The organism is Neorhizobium petrolearium (assembly GCF_017873175.1).
GTDB classification, from domain to species: domain Bacteria; phylum Pseudomonadota; class Alphaproteobacteria; order Rhizobiales; family Rhizobiaceae; genus Neorhizobium; species Neorhizobium petrolearium.
On the sequence record NZ_JAGGJW010000004.1, the window covers coordinates 192,834 to 207,773 of the forward strand.

Below are 14,940 nucleotides of genomic sequence, written 5' to 3' on the forward strand. Positions count from 1 at the left end.
AATGATCACTGAAATCGAAGACTTCTTTACGAAGGGATGCGGACGCTGCGAGCGCTTTGCGACACCGGATTGCTCGACGCGGCAATGGGCCCATGGACTGAACGAACTTCGCCGGATCTGTCTCGAATCAGGCCTCGTCGAGACGGTGAAATGGGGGCATCCGTGCTACATGCATGGAGGTCGCAATATCGTGATCTTCGGTGCCTTCCGCGGCGATTTTCGCCTCAGTTTCTTTAACGCAGCGCTGATGAAAGACCCCGAAGGCCTCCTTGAAAAACAGGGGCCGAATACCCGGCACCCCGACATGATCCGCTTTGTCGATAACCCACAAGTGGCGAAGCTGGAGCCGGCCATCCTGTCCTATCTGAACGAGGCGATAGGCTATGCGGAGGCGGGCATCAAACCGCCAAAAGAACAAGGCGATATCGAACTGCCTGACGAACTGGTCGAGGCTCTGGATTCCGATCCCGAACTTGCAGAGGCCTTTCACAACCTGACGCCGGGGCGGCAGAAAAGCTATGCGATCAATCTCAGATCGGTGAAGAAGTCCGAAACGCGAATTTCGCGCATTGCCAAATTCCGCAATCACATCCTAGCAGGAAAGGGTGCTATGGAGCGGTGAGCCCGGGATTTCGAATGGCGGCAAGCAGGCCGTGCGGCCGGTCAATCCGCCGGCCAGCCTCCTGCCTCCAGGGATACAGGCAGGCGATGTGTTTCAGGTCGGCGTGGCCTGTATCCGGTTTGCGTTCGGTCTGCGCAGGTTGAAAAGGTTGCCGGCAAGAATCAATCCGGCACCGATTGCGGTAAGGCCGTCGATCGCCTCGGCATACAACAGATAGCCCAATAGCGCCGACAACGGCACACGCAGATAATCCATCGGCATCGCCACTGTCGCTTCAGCGTGGGTCAATGCTTTGGCCATGCAAAAATGCGCGAACGTACCTGAAAACGCGATCAGAAAGATCCACGGCCAGATTGCTGCGGATGGCCATACCCAGACTTCCAGCGCCGGGATAAATCCGACGACTGATTGAATGATGAGCATCCAGAAGATGATCTTCGTTGGGCTGTCCGAGAGCGTCAGGATCTTGGTGGCAATAAAGGATATGGCGAATACAAAGGCTGCTCCCAGCACGATCAGATGGCCTGGGTTGAGCGGTGCAGCACCCGGTCGCACGATCAATACGACGCCACCCAGCCCGAACAGAATAGCGACGCCCTTGCGCCAGGTCAGCTTCTCACCAAGGAACGCTGCAGCCATCAAAGCCGCCCAGATCGGCGCGGTAAACTCAATGGCAATGACTTGCGCCATCGGGATCAATGTCAGCCCCATCAGCCACGCGAATTGGCCGATGTAGTGGGCAACGTTGCGGCCAATATGACTTGGCAGAATGCTGGTTCGCATGGCCCTGAAGCCACCTTCGCGATAGACGAGCGGCAACAGCATGAAAAAGGCGATGATGGAGCGCATCTCCATGACCTGGAAAACATCGACTTCACGCGTTATGGCACGACCCGAAACGGCCATGAGCAGAAGTAGTGCGATGGAGGCCATCATCCATGCGGCCGCCTTCATGGTTGAAGGACTATTTTCCACGTATGATCTTCTTTCAGGCGCGCATCATGGGCGACGGCAGCCAGCCCTCAATCAAGACCCGGCAAGCCCTGGCGGCGACAATCTCATAACTCCGGCTCTTCCATTAAAAGCCCCTGCACGAAGTCGAACAGGCCATGGCGGCGGTCGCGGCGGATGCGTTCGGCACCGATGATGTTGCTCACCGCGTGGAAGGCATTGTCGAGATCGTCATTGACGATGACGTAATCGTATTCCCGCCAGTGCTCGATCTCGGCGCGCGAATTCAGGAGCCGCGTGCGGATCACCTCCTCGGTGTCTTCGGCGCGGCGGTGCAGGCGCGACTGCAACTCCGTCATGGTCGGCGGCAGCACGAAGATCGATACGACATCCGCTTTCATCTTCTCCTGGAGCTGGCGTGCTCCCTGCCAATCGATGTCGAACAGCATGTCGCGGCCTTCCGCCATGGCGGCCTCGACCGGCTCGCGCGGCGTGCCATAGAAATTGCCGTGCACCTCGGCCCATTCGAGCAGCGCATCGGAATCCCTCAGCCGCTCGAACTCCCGGGTGCTGATAAAGTGATAGTGCTTGCCGGCGATCTCGCTCGGGCGGCGCTGGCGCGTCGTGACGCTGACGGAAATGCCGAGAGTCGAGTCGGATTCGAGCAGGTTGCGGGCAATCGTCGACTTGCCGGCGCCGGAGGGCGACGAAAGGACGAGCATCAGCCCGCGCCGGGCGATCTTCACGGGCGAGGACGGCTTGCCCTTGGACGACGGTGCCGGGCTCATGGCCTACTCCAGATTCTGGACCTGTTCACGGAACTGGTCGATGACGACTTTCAACTCGATACCGGCTGCGGTTACAGCAGCAGAATTCGATTTGGAACAGATCGTATTCGATTCCCGGTTAAATTCCTGTGCAAGAAAATCGAGCCTGCGCCCCACCGGCCCGCCCTTGTCGATGAGTTCGCCGGCGGCCGCGACATGCGCCTTCAGTCGGTCGATTTCCTCACGCAGGTCCGCCTTGGTGGCGAGAAGAGCCGCTTCCGCATGCAGCCGGTCGCGGTCGAGCGTCGGCGCCTCCTGCAGAAGTGCCGAAAGCTGCATGGAAAGCCGCTTGGCGATCTCTTCCGGCGTGCGGGAAGGATCGGCTTCCACGGCCCTGGTCAATTCCGCAATCCGGGCGACATGTCCCTTCAGCACGTCGGCGAGGACCGCCCCTTCCCCCCCGCGCATTCGCGCAAGACGACCGATCGCCTCGTCGAGGCCAGCGAGGATCGCGGCGTCACGGGCAGCGAGCGCCTCCTCACCCTCTTCCGGCTCCCTGATGTCGACAAGCCCGCGGATGCCGAGCAGCGTATCGAGTTTCAAGGGTGACGGATCGACGAGATCGCCGAGTTCCTCGCGCAATGCCAGCACTGCCGCCAATGCGTCGCGGTTCAGCACTGCCTCAAGTTGGGTTTCGGCGATGGTCAGGTTGAGGGACGCCTGCAGATTGCCGCGGGAGAATCTTTCCGAGATCAGCCGGCGCACCTCCGGCTCCAGCCGTTCGAGGCCCGGCGGCAGGCGGAGCCGGATATCAAGGCCTTTGCCATTCACGGAGCGCAGTTCCCATGCAAAGCGGTTGCGCCCGCTCGATCCTTCGCTGCGAGCAAAACCAGTCATGGACTGCAAGGTCATTGACGTCTCCAGATAATGCTTAGGCCACAATCTGCGGCCTAAAACCAACGGTCAGTTGCTCTTCGGCGGCTTTTCCGCTTCCTCGCCGTCCGGCTGACCATCCACGGCGATTTCGGGGTTGGCCGCGCGCTCGGCTTCCACCTTTCGCCAACGACGGACATTGGCATTGTGTTCCTCCAGCGTCGCGGCGAAGACATGGCCGCCGGTGCCGTCGGCTACGAAATAAAGGTCGTTGGTGCGCCAGGGGTTGGCGACTGCTTCCAACGCAGCACGACCGGGATTGGAAATCGGCGTCGGCGGAAGCCCCTTGATCTGGTAGGTATTATAGGGCGTCGGCTTGGCGAGGTCCGACTTGAAGATTGGCCGGTCGGACGGCTTCCCTTCGCCGCCGAAAAGTCCGTAGACGATGGTCGGGTCCGATTGCAGGCGCATTCCCTTCTGCAGCCGGTTGATGAAAACGGATGCGACATGAGCGCGCTCGTCTTCCTTGCCCGTCTCCTTCTCGACGATCGAGGCGAGCACGACAAACTCTTCTTTCGTCTTGATCGGCAGGTCCAGATCGCGCTTTTCCCAGATCTGGTCGATCATCTTCTCTTGCGCCACGCGCATCTGCTGGATGATATCGGCCCTCTTGCTGCCGCGCGAGAACTTGTAGGTATCGGGGCGCAGGCTGCCCTCCGGCGGTAGTTCGGCGGGCAGTTCGCCTTCCAGCACCGGATCTTCCGCCAGCCGCAGCATCATCTGCCGGACCGTCAGGCCCTCCGGCAGCACGACGGAATAAAGGATCGACCTGCCCGATTCCAGGACGTCCATGATGTCCTTCATGGATGCATGCGCCTTGATCTCGTATTCGCCTGCCTTCAGCGTCTCGCCTCTGCGCAGATAGGTGGCCGTTACGTAGCGGAAGATGCGGGCATCGGAGACGATGCCGTTGCGCTCGAGATTGGTGGCTATCTCGGCCAAACCGGCGCCCGGACGGACCATGAAATGCGTGTTCGCCTCCAGCGGGCCGGGCTCCTGGAAGGCCGAAATCATGTAGTAGAAGCCGGCGACCGCTGCCACGCAGATGACCACGACCATCGTCATCACGAAATTCAGAAAGATGACGAGCTGGCTGCGCGCCTTCTTGGACCGGCGCGGCGGTTCGGGCACGCGCTCCGGCTTCAGAGCTTCATTCGGCGATTTCGGAATGATCGGCCCCCGGCCATTGCCGGGCGGCAGTTCATTGACATGATTCGTATCGCTCAACCGCGCCCCCCAAGAGACTCAAACACGTTCGACCGCTGTTTGGCCAAGCAATGCGGCAAAAAACAGGTCCAGAAGATGATACGAGCCGGACCCGAAAGTCCAGCCGCATTAAAGCAGCGCTTCGACTACGCGTCGTAACGGCGCAGCACGAGGGAAGCGTTCGTGCCACCAAAGCCGAAGGAATTCGACAGCGCCACATTGATCTCGCGCTTGCGCGCCTTGTGCGGCACGAGGTCGATCGCCGTCTCGACATCGGGATTGTCGAGGTTGAGCGTCGGCGGCGCGATATTGTCGCGGATCGCCAGCGTCGAGAAGATCGCCTCGACGGCGCCGGCGGCCCCCAGAAGGTGGCCGATCGCCGATTTCGTGGAAGACATGGAGATCTTCGACGCCGCATTGCCGACGAGCCGCTCGACCGCGCCAAGCTCGATCGTGTCGGCCATGGTCGACGTGCCATGAGCATTGATGTAATCCACGTCCGATGCCGAAATACCGGCCCGCTTGAGGGCCGAGGTCATGCAACGATAGGCCCCGTCGCCGTCTTCCGACGGCGCAGTGATATGGAAAGCATCGCCGGAAAGCCCGTAACCGACGATTTCGGCGTAGATCTTGGCGCCGCGCGCCTTGGCATGTTCCAGCTCTTCCAGGACGACGATGCCGGCGCCCTCGCCCATCACGAACCCGTCACGGTCGCGGTCATAGGGGCGCGAGGCCTTCTGAGGATCGTCGTTGTGCTGGGTGGACAGCGCCTTGCAGGCCGCGAAACCCGCGAGCGAAATGCGGCAGATCGGCGATTCCGTGCCGCCCGCGACCATCACGTCGGCATCACCGAGCATGATCAGCCGGGCTGCGTCGCCGATCGCATGCGCGCCGGTCGAACAGGCCGTGACGACGGCATGGTTCGGGCCGCGCAACTTGTGGCGGATCGACACCTGTCCGGAGACGAGGTTGATCAGGCGACCGGGAATGAAGAAGGGCGAAATGCGGCGCGGGCCCTTGTCGCGCAACGTGTAGCCGGCTTCCACGATGCCCTCGAGGCCGCCGATGCCGGAACCGATCAACACGCCCGTGGCGATCTGATCTTCGTCCGTCTCAGGATGCCAGCCGGCATCGTTGAGCGCCATGTCGGCGGCAGCCATGCCGTAGATGATGAAGGGATCGACCTTGCGCTGCTCCTTCGGCTCCATCCAGTCGTCGGGATTGAAGGTGCCATCGGAGCCATCGCCTGTCGGAATACGACAAGCGACCTTAGCGGGAAGATCCTCGACTTCGAACTCAGTCACGAGACGGGCAGCGTTCTGGCTGGCAAGCAACCGCTGCCAGCTCACTTCCGTTCCGCACCCAAGAGGAGATACCATGCCGGTACCGGTGATAACGACACGTCTCATCGCCAGCGTTCCACCCTGAATTTTCATGTTCCAGGGGCAAGCCCCCAGTTGCTGAAACGGCCCGTGCGAGCGGGCCGTTGTCGGGATTTGCCTTGCGGCTTTATCCCTAGTCTATCGGATCGATCAGGCCTGGGCCTTCTCGATGAACTTCACGGCATCGCCGACGGTCAGAATGGAATCAGCAGCGTCGTCTGGGATTTCGACGCCGAATTCTTCCTCGAAAGCCATGACCAGTTCGACGGTGTCGAGCGAGTCTGCGCCAAGATCGTCGATGAAGCTTGCGCCTTCAACAACCTTGTCGGCATCGACGCCGAGATGGTCAATAACAATTTTCTTCACGCGTTCTGCGATATCGCTCATGTCGGTTTCCTCGACCTTTGTCTTATCGGATGCCCGTTTGGCATCCGCATCCTGTTAAAGCCTGCAATCGCCGCCTTCGCAAGGCCGATGCCGGCAAACCTGTTCGCCCCTCGTCAGGCTCCAATCATGTGTTGCTCACGCAATATGAAGGGCTGCATTTCAGGGTGACTTCTCACAGTCATGGCCCGCTTAACACGGTTTGACTGTTCCGCAAAGCCAGAATTTGTTCCATTCCACCGCCGCCAACAACCGATTGCAGCGGAATTCTGGAACCTTCCCGGCTCGGCTCAGATCATCGCCATACCGCCGTTGACATGGATCGTCTGGCCCGTGACGTAACCCGCCTCGTCGGAAGCGAGATAAAGCACCGCCGCGGCGATGTCAGAACCCGCACCCATGCGCTTCATCGGGATCGCGCCCAGGATCGCTTCCTTCTGCTTTTCGTTGAGCTTGCCGGTCATGGCGCTCTCGATGAAGCCCGGCGCGACGCAGTTGACCGTCACGTTGCGGGTGGCGATCTCCTGTGCCAGCGATTTGGAAAAGCCGATCATGCCGGCCTTGGAGGCGCAATAGTTCGTCTGGCCCGGATTGCCGGTGACGCCGACGACGGAGGTGATGTTGATGATGCGGCCATGGCGCCGGCGCATCATCGGATGGGTGAGCTCGCGGGTCAGGCGGAAGACCGCCGTCAGGTTCACCTCGAGGACCGAATCCCAGTCCTCGTCGCTCATCCGCACGAAGAGGCCGTCCTTGGTGATACCGGCATTGTTGACGAGGATGTCGACGCCGCCGAGTTCGGCTTCGGCCTTCTCGCCGAGCGCCTTCACCTCGGCGCGGTCGGACAGGTTGGCCGGGAAAATCTTGACGCGGTCACCGAGTTCGGCAGCCAGTGCCTCCAGCTTTTCGACACGCGTGCCGTGTAGGCCGACCACGGCACCCTGCTTGTGCAGCATGCGGGCGATCTCTTCGCCGAGGCCGCCGGTTGCGCCCGTCACCAATGCCTTGCGGCCGGTCAAATCAAACATGGTGGTGTTCCTCTTTTTTGGAGCAAATAGCCAGTAGCGAATAATTTTTCATCGCATCATCGCCATCTCTTTACTATTCGCTACTCCCTATTCGCTATTCGCTTTTCGCAATCAGCCGAGGATAGCGGCGAGCGCCGCGTCGATATCGGCCGGCGTATTAATGGCAATGCCGGAAATATTCTTGTCGATGCGGCGGGCAAGGCCGGTCAGCACTTTTCCCGAACCGATCTCGTAAAGCGTCGTCACACCGTTGGCGGCGAACCACTCCACCGTCTCGCGCCAGCGCACCTGGCCGGTCACCTGGGTGACGAGCAGCTTGGCGATCTCGTCTGCATCGTAGACTGGTGCTGCGCGGACATTGGCGACGAGCGGTACGACCGGGTTCTTCTTTTCCGCCCTGTCCAGCGCATGGCGCATGGCATCGGCGGCCGGCGCCATCAGGTCGCTGTGGAACGGCGCGGAGACAGGCAGCATGATGGCGCGCTTGGCGCCCTTTTCGGTCGCGAGCGCCGCCGCCTTCTCGACGGCCGCCTTCGAACCGGAAATCACGAGCTGGCCGCCGCCGTTGTCGTTGGCGATCTGGCAGACCCCGGCATCACGCGCATCGGCGCAGGCGGCTTCCACATCGCCATGCTCCAGACCAAGGATTGCCGCCATGGCGCCCTGCCCTACCGGCACCGCCGTCTGCATGGCGTCGCCACGGATGCGGAGCAGCCTGGCGGTATCGGCAAGCGAGAAGGTGCCTGCCGCGCAGAGCGCGGAATATTCGCCGAGCGAATGGCCGGCCACATAGGCGACCCTTTCGGCAAGGTTCAACCCACGCGCTTCCATGACACGGATCGCAGCCATCGAAACGGCCATCAGCGCCGGCTGCGCGTTGGCCGTCAGCGTCAGCGTCTCCTCAGGCCCGTTCCACATGATATCGGAGAGCTTCTGGCCGAGCGCATCGTCGACCACCTGGAAAACCGCGCGGGCTTCGGGATAAGCGTCCGCCAGATCCTTGCCCATGCCAACGGACTGGCTGCCCTGTCCGGGGAATGTGAATGCGATGCTCGCTGAAGTGCCCATGGGGATGATTTCCTTCCCTTATGTTTGCCTCTCCATTCACATTTGGGCTTCCTGAGTCAAGGGCAAGGCCTATCTCGAAGGTCTCCGAGGCCCTGTTGTCCCCCTTGCGCTATGTCAAATCCCGCTTAAAGTCCGACCGACCTTCCAAGATCAGGATTCCTTTCATGAGATATAAGAGACTGGGCCGCACGGATATCACCGTGTCCGAAATCTGCCTCGGCACCATGACCTGGGGCACGCAGAATACGGAAGCGGAAGCCCATGAGCAGATGGATCATGCGTTCGACCAGGGCGTGAATTTCTTCGATACGGCCGAACTCTACCCAACGACGCCGGTCAGCATCGAAACCTACGGCCGTACGGAAGAAATCATCGGGACCTGGCTCAGGAAAAGCGGCAAGCGTAAGGACATCGTCCTCGCCTCCAAGATCGCCGGAAGCGGCCGGCCGCATATCCGCGGCGGCCGCGATATCTCGGCCGCGACGATCCGCGAGGCGCTCGATGCCAGCCTGAGACGCCTGCAGACCGACTATCTCGACCTCTACCAGATCCACTGGCCGAACCGCGGCACCTATCATTTCCGCAATCTGTGGTCCTTCGACGCTTTCACGCAGGGTCGGCAGAAGGCGGCGGCCGAGATCGCCGAAATCCTCGAGACGCTCGGCGAACTGGTGAAGGCGGGCAAGATCCGCGCGGTCGGCCTTTCCAACGAAAGCGCCTGGGGCACGCTGAAATACCTCAGGCTTTCTGAAGAAAGGGGCCTGCCGCGCGTCGCCTCGATCCAGAACGAATACAGCCTGCTCTACCGCCAGTTCGATACCGACCTCGCGGAAGTCGCCCATCACGAGAATGTCGGGCTGATGGCCTATTCGCCGCTCGCCGCCGGCATCCTCACCGGCAAATACCGGAACGGCGCCCGCCCCGCCGGCTCGCGCGCCACGATCAATACTGACCTCGGCGGCCGCCTGCAGCCGATGCAGGAGCCGGCCGTGGAAGCGTATGCTAAGGTCGCCGAAAGACACGGGCTCGACATGGCGCAGATGGCGCTCGCCTTCTGCCTTTCGCGCCCCTTCATGGCCTCGGTCATCATCGGCGCAACCTCGATGGCGCAACTGAAGACGGATATCGGCGCGACGGAAGTGAGGCTCTCCGAAGACGTGATGAAGGATATTGCCGGGGTTTATCGGCAATATCCGATGACGCTGTAAGCAGAAGAAGCAGACCCGCCTTGCCGACGTGAGGCGGGTCCGGCTCTCAAAAGCTCGTCGTGAGCCGTGTCAGCCATTCCGGAGATGCCGCGACGAGCGCCGCCTCGATGGTCTTGTCCACGCCCGTCAGGACGGCGAAGCCGACCACCAGCAGGACCAGGCCAAGAAAGCCCTTGGCAACCTTGCCGAAATTCAGCATCCGGTCGCGCCAACGCTGCACGATATCCCTCGACAGCCGTCCGAGCAGGAGAAGCGGCGCTGCCGCGCCAAGTCCGAATGCCGCCATGGTCAGAAAAACCTCGCCGAGGTTCTCACCGCGCGCCGCCATCAGCGATGCCGCGCCGAGCGTCGGGCCGACACACGGGCTCCAGACCGCGCCCAGAAGGACCCCGACGAGAAACTGGCCTGTCAAACCCCGGTCGTCAAAGCCGCCGAAGCGGCGCTCCGTCCAGTTGCCCACCGGCCCCGCTGCGGCGGCGAGGCGAACCTGCATGGCCGGGGCCAGGAGGACCACGCCGAACAGGATCATCACCAACGCACCGATCTGGCGAAAGAACACAAGATCGAGCCCGAGGCCAAAGCCGACAAGCGCCACGAACATGCCGATCGCAACGAATGAACCGGCCAGTCCCGAAGCGAGCGCCACCTGGGCATAACGGTGCTTGCCCGTCGCACTGGCCAGAACGATCGGAACCAGGGGCAGAACGCAGGGCGAGAGGATCGACAGCACGCCTGCGAGGGCGGCGAAAACCAGTGATGTGCCCATGCCTAATTCTTCTTCAATGTGGATCTGAACAGCTTCTCGATCGACCTGGCATCTGTATCTCCAACCGAGCGGGCGGTCTCGCTATCGCCCTTGAAGGCGATGAGCGTCGACTGACTTTGAGCTTTGAAGGATCTGACGACGTCCTTCTGCGTGTCGAAATCGACCCGGAAAATCGTCAGGTCCGAGAAGTCGGATGAAGAGGTCAGCTTCTCGATGATCGGCTGCTGCGCCGCGCATGTCGGGCACCAGCTTGCCCAGATATCGACAACGATCGGCGTTCCTGCCTTTTGAACTGCTTCAAACGATTTCTGGTCGTAGCCTTTCAGCTCAACGGCGCCGGCCGCCGTCGAAACCAGCACAACGAATGCCGACGCGCTTAAAATCCGCATCGAGCGCAACATATTTCTCATGTTCATCCTCCAATGGTTCGCCCCGGCCCCTGTTGATACAGCATATCAAAACGGCAGCCATCCGGACGTCAGCGGAAACCGGTCGGGATGCGGCTTCTGCCTGGCGTCAATCCGGTTACGCGTCGCGCGGGGCTCAGGTTACATCTCGCCAAACACAAGGCCGTGATCGGATGACGCTACGCAAATCCGCCGCCCGGCAGGAGGCAATTCGCCCGCGCCCCTTGCCATCCGCCCAAAAATCCGTATAAGCGCGCTGTTCGAAACACCCGGTCTTCTGGCTGGTGGCTGAACGGAGGGCAGGTTTCCCGAGGGAAACCGCAGGGACCACAAGGTCCAAGCCTCCCGTGTCTCCGCTCTCGACCGTCTCGATCAAACTACTTTTCTTGCTTGGCTTTTCAGTCTTTCAGGAGCAGTCGTTGAGGCTTAGCCGCCGAGTCCGGGTGATACACAACCGCAAGAAAAGGCAAAGCTTACATGGCTCTTTACGAACACGTATTCCTTGCCCGGCAGGATATGTCGCCGCAGCAGGTTGATGCCCTCGTCGAACAGTACAAGGGCGTCCTCGAAGCTAACGGTGGCAAGGTCGGGCGCGTAGAAAACTGGGGCCTCAAGTCCCTCACCTACCGCATCAAGAAGAACCGCAAGGCTCATTACGCGCTGATGGACATCGATGCTCCGGCTGCTGCCGTACATGAGATGGAGCGCCAGATGCGCATCAACGAAGACGTCCTCCGCTACATGACGATCGCCGTCGAGAAGCACGAGGAAGGTCCGTCCGCGATGATGCAGAAGCGTGACCGCGACGACCGTCCGCGCCGCGATGGCGACGACCGTGGCCCGCGCCGCGAATTCGGCGACCGCCCGCCGCGTCGTGAATTCGGCGACCGCCCGCCGCGTGAAGGCGGCTTCGAGCGCGCCCCGCGCCCGCCGCGTGAAGCGTAATCGGCTATAAGGAGAAAACACCATGGCTGACGTATCCTCCTCCCCGGCACGCCGTCCGTTCCATCGCCGCCGCAAGACCTGCCCGTTCTCGGGCGCCAATGCGCCGCGGATCGACTACAAGGACGTACGCCTGCTGCAGCGCTACATTTCCGAGCGCGGCAAGATCGTTCCGTCCCGTATCACGGCCGTTTCCCAGAAGAAGCAGCGCGAACTCGCCCAGGCGATCAAGCGCGCCCGCTTCCTCGGCCTGCTGCCTTACGTCGTAGCGTAATGTGAATTTCCGACCCTCTGGTCCCAAACCAGAGGGTTGGATCTCCCTTCCGCGATGGGCGCGGATCGGAACTCCGACAAATCCCATGTTGGGGATGAAGGACCTGAGACAGAGATTCAGGTCGCCTCCCCTAACTGCTTGAATTGGCAGGACAGCGAGACCGTGACGACCAAGAGACAAAGCATATTGCCGATCGGCATCCTTGCCGGCATTGCCGCCACCCTGCTGGTGCTGGGTGCGAATGCGCAGTCGTCTTTTGCCTCGCTTCTTTATGCCGCCTCCGCACTTCCCATCCTGATCGCTGGCCTCGGCTGGGGCAATCGCGCCGCCATCGTCGGCATCTTGACGGCAGCTGCGCTCGGCGCCGTCCTGGTTTCGCCGCTCTTTGCGCTCGCCATGGCGATCTTCACCCTGATCCCGGCGGGCTGGCTCAGCCACCTCGCCAACCTGGCGCGCCCGGCCACCGAACTCGGCGGTCCGGACAACCTGATGGCCTGGTATCCGATTTCGGACATCCTGCTGCATCTTTGCGGCCTGGTGACGATTGCCGTCATCGCGCTCGGCGTGGTCATCGGCTACGGCCCGGAACTTACCGGCCAGATGGTCGATGCGATGATGTTGTCCCTGCAGACCCAGGAACCCGCCTTCGCGCCAGATCCGGCCAGCCTGGCGCAGACCAAGGCGATGATCGTGCTGATGCTGCCGCTGGTTCAGGGTGGCATCTGGGTCATGCTTTTGTTCGCGGCCTTCTATATCGCCGTGCGCATCGTCTCCCGTTCCGGCCGGGCTCTGCGCCCCCGCGAGGACATGCCGTCCGCGCTTCGCATGAACCGCCATGCGATCTTCATCTTCCTCGCCGGCATCGTACTCACCTTCGTGGGCGGTGTTCCGGCGATGATCGGCGCCGTCATCTGCGGCACGTTCGGCGCCGGCTTCCTGATGGCAGGTTTCGCCTCCATCCATTTCCGCAGCCAGGGCAAGGACTGGCGGTTGCCGGTCCTCGTCCTCTGCTACCTGTCTTCCATGCTTCTCCTGCCGGCAATCATCATCCTCGTGCTCGGCCTGTCCGACACGCGACGGACGATCGCACTCACGCCGGCAAGAGGCCCGATCAATCCCAACGAAAACAAGAATTGAGACCTAGAAAGGAAACCACACATGCAAGTCATCCTGCTTGAACGCGTGCCGAAGCTCGGCCAGATGGGCGAAGTCGTGAAGGTTCGCGACGGTTACGCCCGTAACTTCCTGCTGCCGCAGGGCAAGGCGCTGCGCGCCAATGACGCCAACAAGAAGCGTTTCGAATCCGAGCGCGCCACCCTCGAAGCCCGCAATCTGGAGCGCAAGGGCGAAGCCCAGAAGGTTGCCGAAGTGCTCGACGGTAAGTCTTTCGTCATCGTCCGCGCCGCCGGCGAAACCGGCCAGCTCTATGGTTCTGTCGCTGCCCGCGACATCATCGAGGCGCTTGCCGCCGAAGGCTTCAACATCGGCCGCAACCAGATCGATCTCAACCATCCGATCAAGGCGATCGGCCTGCACAAGGTCACGCTGCACCTGCATTCGGAAGTCGAGATCACCGTCGAAGTGAACGTCGCCCGTTCGCCGGAAGAAGCCGAGCGCCAGGCCAAGGGTGAGAGCCTCACCTCTGTCGACGCCATCTACGGTGTCGATGAGGATGCGCTGCGTCCGGAAGATTTCTTCGATCCGGATGCCGACCGCGAAGAAGGCGAAGAAGCCTGATCGCATTTCGGATTGCAGTTTTCTCAGGCCCTCGGCTCACGCCGGGGGCTTTTTTTATCGAAGCTGCAAGAGACTTCGGCAAGGCAGGCTGCATGTCACGGTAGCCATGCCGGGCGGTCATGCGCCTCCTGCGCGAAGCAGGAAGACGTGAACGACAGCCGGAAGTGGTTGACATGCAAGCCTGACTTTCTTCATGGTGACCGAAACAAGAGAAAGGGAGAAACAATGACCATCAGAAAGAACCTCCTCGCGATCGGCGCCATGATCGGCCTCGCGGCTGCAGGCATCGGCTTCGCGGCAGCTCAATCGCCGGCCTTCTTCCGGATCGGCACGGGCGGTACGGCTGGCACCTACTATCCGATCGGCGGCCTCATCGCCAACGCGATTTCGGGTGCCGGCGACAAGGGCGTCCAGGGCCTCGTGGCGACAGCTGTCGCGTCCAACGGCTCCGTCGCCAATATCAACGCCATCCAGGGCGGTTCGATGGAATCGGGCTTCTCCCAGTCGGACGTCGCCTATTGGGCTCATAGCGGCACCGGCCTCTACGAGGGCAAGGGCAAGGTGGAGGATCTTCGCCTGATCGCGACGCTCTACCCGGAAACCATCCATCTCGTCGCCCGCAAGGACGCCAACATCAAGTCCGTCGCCGACCTCAAGGGCAAGCGAGTCTCGATCGACGAACCCGGCTCGGGCACGATCGTCGATGCCCGCATCGTCCTGGCCGCCTATGGCCTCAGCGAAAGCGATATCAAGGCCGAGCATATGAAACCCGGTCCAGCCGGCGAGCGCCTGCGCGACGGCGGCCTCGACGCTTATTTCTTCGTCGGCGGCTATCCGACCGGAGCTATCTCCGAACTCGCCACCTCGGCCGGCATCTCGCTTGTGCCGATCACCGGTCCGGAAGCGGACAAGATGCTTTCGGAATACAAGTTCTTCTCGAAGGATATCGTTCCCGCAGACACCTACAAGGACGTGGGCGAAACCCCGACCATCTCGGTCGCGGCCCAGTGGGTCACCAGCGCCAAGCAGCCTGACGATCTCGTCTACAACATCACCAAGGTGATGTGGAACGATGCGACGCGCGCCGCACTCGACGCCGGCCACGCGAAGGGCAAGATGATCACGCTTCAGAACGCCGTTACCAGCCTCGGCATTCCGCTGCATCCGGGCGCCGAGCGCTTCTACAAGGAAGCCGGCGTCCTCAAGTAAGGACGATATCTCTCCTTGATTGGAATGGCGGCGGTCGGCATCGGGCGGACCGCCGT

At 61.5% G+C, this 14,940-nt stretch carries 17 protein-coding genes; 7 read left to right on the plus strand and 10 right to left on the minus strand.

Going from position 1 to position 14,940, the window contains the following annotated elements; genetic code table 11:
• The first annotated feature begins 1 nt into the window (after window position 1).
• Window positions 2-622, plus strand: coding sequence for a YdeI/OmpD-associated family protein (locus tag J2046_RS09285; protein ID WP_210051078.1), 621 nt, complete (start codon window positions 2-4; stop codon window positions 620-622).
• Window positions 623-715: 93 nt separating this feature from the next.
• On the opposite strand, the gene J2046_RS09290 is transcribed toward J2046_RS09285, so the two are convergent.
• The 8 genes from J2046_RS09290 to fabD all read right to left on the minus strand — a co-directional run bounded on the left by J2046_RS09290 (window position 716) and on the right by fabD (window position 8,341).
• Window positions 716-1,558 (minus strand): DMT family transporter, encoded by an 843-nt coding sequence (locus J2046_RS09290; protein ID WP_210051621.1) that lies wholly within the window; start codon window positions 1,556-1,558, stop codon window positions 716-718.
• Between the two features lie 122 nt (window positions 1,559-1,680).
• Complete coding sequence (gene gmk, locus J2046_RS09295; RefSeq protein WP_037150532.1) at window positions 1,681-2,361, minus strand: guanylate kinase; 681 nt, start codon at window positions 2,359-2,361, stop codon at window positions 1,681-1,683.
• 3 nt (window positions 2,362-2,364) lie between these two features.
• Window positions 2,365-3,252, minus strand: a complete 888-nt coding sequence (locus J2046_RS09300; protein ID WP_210051079.1) for a YicC/YloC family endoribonuclease — start codon at window positions 3,250-3,252, stop codon at window positions 2,365-2,367.
• 51 nt (window positions 3,253-3,303) lie between these two features.
• On the minus strand, window positions 3,304-4,500 hold the full coding sequence (mltG, locus tag J2046_RS09305; RefSeq protein ID WP_210051081.1) for an endolytic transglycosylase MltG: 1,197 nt from the start codon (window positions 4,498-4,500) through the stop codon (window positions 3,304-3,306).
• Between the two features lie 125 nt (window positions 4,501-4,625).
• The gene (fabF, locus tag J2046_RS09310) at window positions 4,626-5,888 is read right to left on the minus strand and encodes a beta-ketoacyl-ACP synthase II (protein ID WP_210051083.1); all 1,263 of its coding nucleotides are present in this window, start codon (window positions 5,886-5,888) and stop codon (window positions 4,626-4,628) included.
• A 123-nt stretch (window positions 5,889-6,011) separates the two neighbouring features.
• Window positions 6,012-6,248 (minus strand): acyl carrier protein, encoded by a 237-nt coding sequence (locus tag J2046_RS09315; RefSeq protein ID WP_003502080.1) that lies wholly within the window; start codon window positions 6,246-6,248, stop codon window positions 6,012-6,014.
• A 287-nt stretch (window positions 6,249-6,535) separates the two neighbouring features.
• Window positions 6,536-7,273, minus strand: a complete 738-nt coding sequence (gene fabG, locus J2046_RS09320; RefSeq protein WP_210051085.1) for a 3-oxoacyl-[acyl-carrier-protein] reductase — start codon at window positions 7,271-7,273, stop codon at window positions 6,536-6,538.
• A 111-nt stretch (window positions 7,274-7,384) separates the two neighbouring features.
• Window positions 7,385-8,341, minus strand: coding sequence for an ACP S-malonyltransferase (fabD, locus tag J2046_RS09325; RefSeq protein ID WP_210051087.1), 957 nt, complete (start codon window positions 8,339-8,341; stop codon window positions 7,385-7,387).
• A gap of 164 nt (window positions 8,342-8,505) precedes the next feature.
• Between fabD and J2046_RS09330 the strand changes: the two genes are divergently transcribed.
• Window positions 8,506-9,549: an aldo/keto reductase gene (locus J2046_RS09330; RefSeq protein ID WP_210051088.1), complete on the plus strand. Its 1,044-nt coding sequence runs from the start codon at window positions 8,506-8,508 to the stop codon at window positions 9,547-9,549.
• A 46-nt stretch (window positions 9,550-9,595) separates the two neighbouring features.
• Here the strand turns inward: J2046_RS09330 and J2046_RS09335 are convergent, their stop codons facing one another.
• Window positions 9,596-10,315 (minus strand): cytochrome c biogenesis CcdA family protein, encoded by a 720-nt coding sequence (locus tag J2046_RS09335; protein ID WP_210051090.1) that lies wholly within the window; start codon window positions 10,313-10,315, stop codon window positions 9,596-9,598.
• Between the two features lie 2 nt (window positions 10,316-10,317).
• Complete coding sequence (locus J2046_RS09340) at window positions 10,318-10,725, minus strand: thioredoxin family protein (protein WP_411828483.1); 408 nt, start codon at window positions 10,723-10,725, stop codon at window positions 10,318-10,320.
• A gap of 474 nt (window positions 10,726-11,199) precedes the next feature.
• On the opposite strand from J2046_RS09340, the gene rpsF reads away from it, so the two are divergent.
• The 5 genes from rpsF to J2046_RS09365 all read left to right on the plus strand — a co-directional run bounded on the left by rpsF (window position 11,200) and on the right by J2046_RS09365 (window position 14,884).
• Window positions 11,200-11,667 carry a 30S ribosomal protein S6 gene (gene rpsF / locus J2046_RS09345; RefSeq protein WP_210051092.1) on the plus strand — a complete coding sequence of 156 codons (468 nt, stop codon included), beginning with the start codon at window positions 11,200-11,202 and terminating at the stop codon, window positions 11,665-11,667.
• A gap of 22 nt (window positions 11,668-11,689) precedes the next feature.
• Window positions 11,690-11,938 carry a 30S ribosomal protein S18 gene (rpsR, locus tag J2046_RS09350; protein ID WP_037150511.1) on the plus strand — a complete coding sequence of 83 codons (249 nt, stop codon included), beginning with the start codon at window positions 11,690-11,692 and terminating at the stop codon, window positions 11,936-11,938.
• A 162-nt stretch (window positions 11,939-12,100) separates the two neighbouring features.
• The gene (locus J2046_RS09355) at window positions 12,101-13,075 is read left to right on the plus strand and encodes a YybS family protein (protein ID WP_210051093.1); all 975 of its coding nucleotides are present in this window, start codon (window positions 12,101-12,103) and stop codon (window positions 13,073-13,075) included.
• Between the two features lie 21 nt (window positions 13,076-13,096).
• Window positions 13,097-13,675, plus strand: coding sequence for a 50S ribosomal protein L9 (gene rplI / locus J2046_RS09360; RefSeq protein WP_210051094.1), 579 nt, complete (start codon window positions 13,097-13,099; stop codon window positions 13,673-13,675).
• Window positions 13,676-13,900: 225 nt separating this feature from the next.
• A complete protein-coding gene (locus J2046_RS09365; protein ID WP_210051095.1) occupies window positions 13,901-14,884 on the plus strand; it encodes a TAXI family TRAP transporter solute-binding subunit in 984 nt (327 codons plus the stop codon).
• Window positions 14,885-14,940 lie beyond the last annotated feature (56 nt).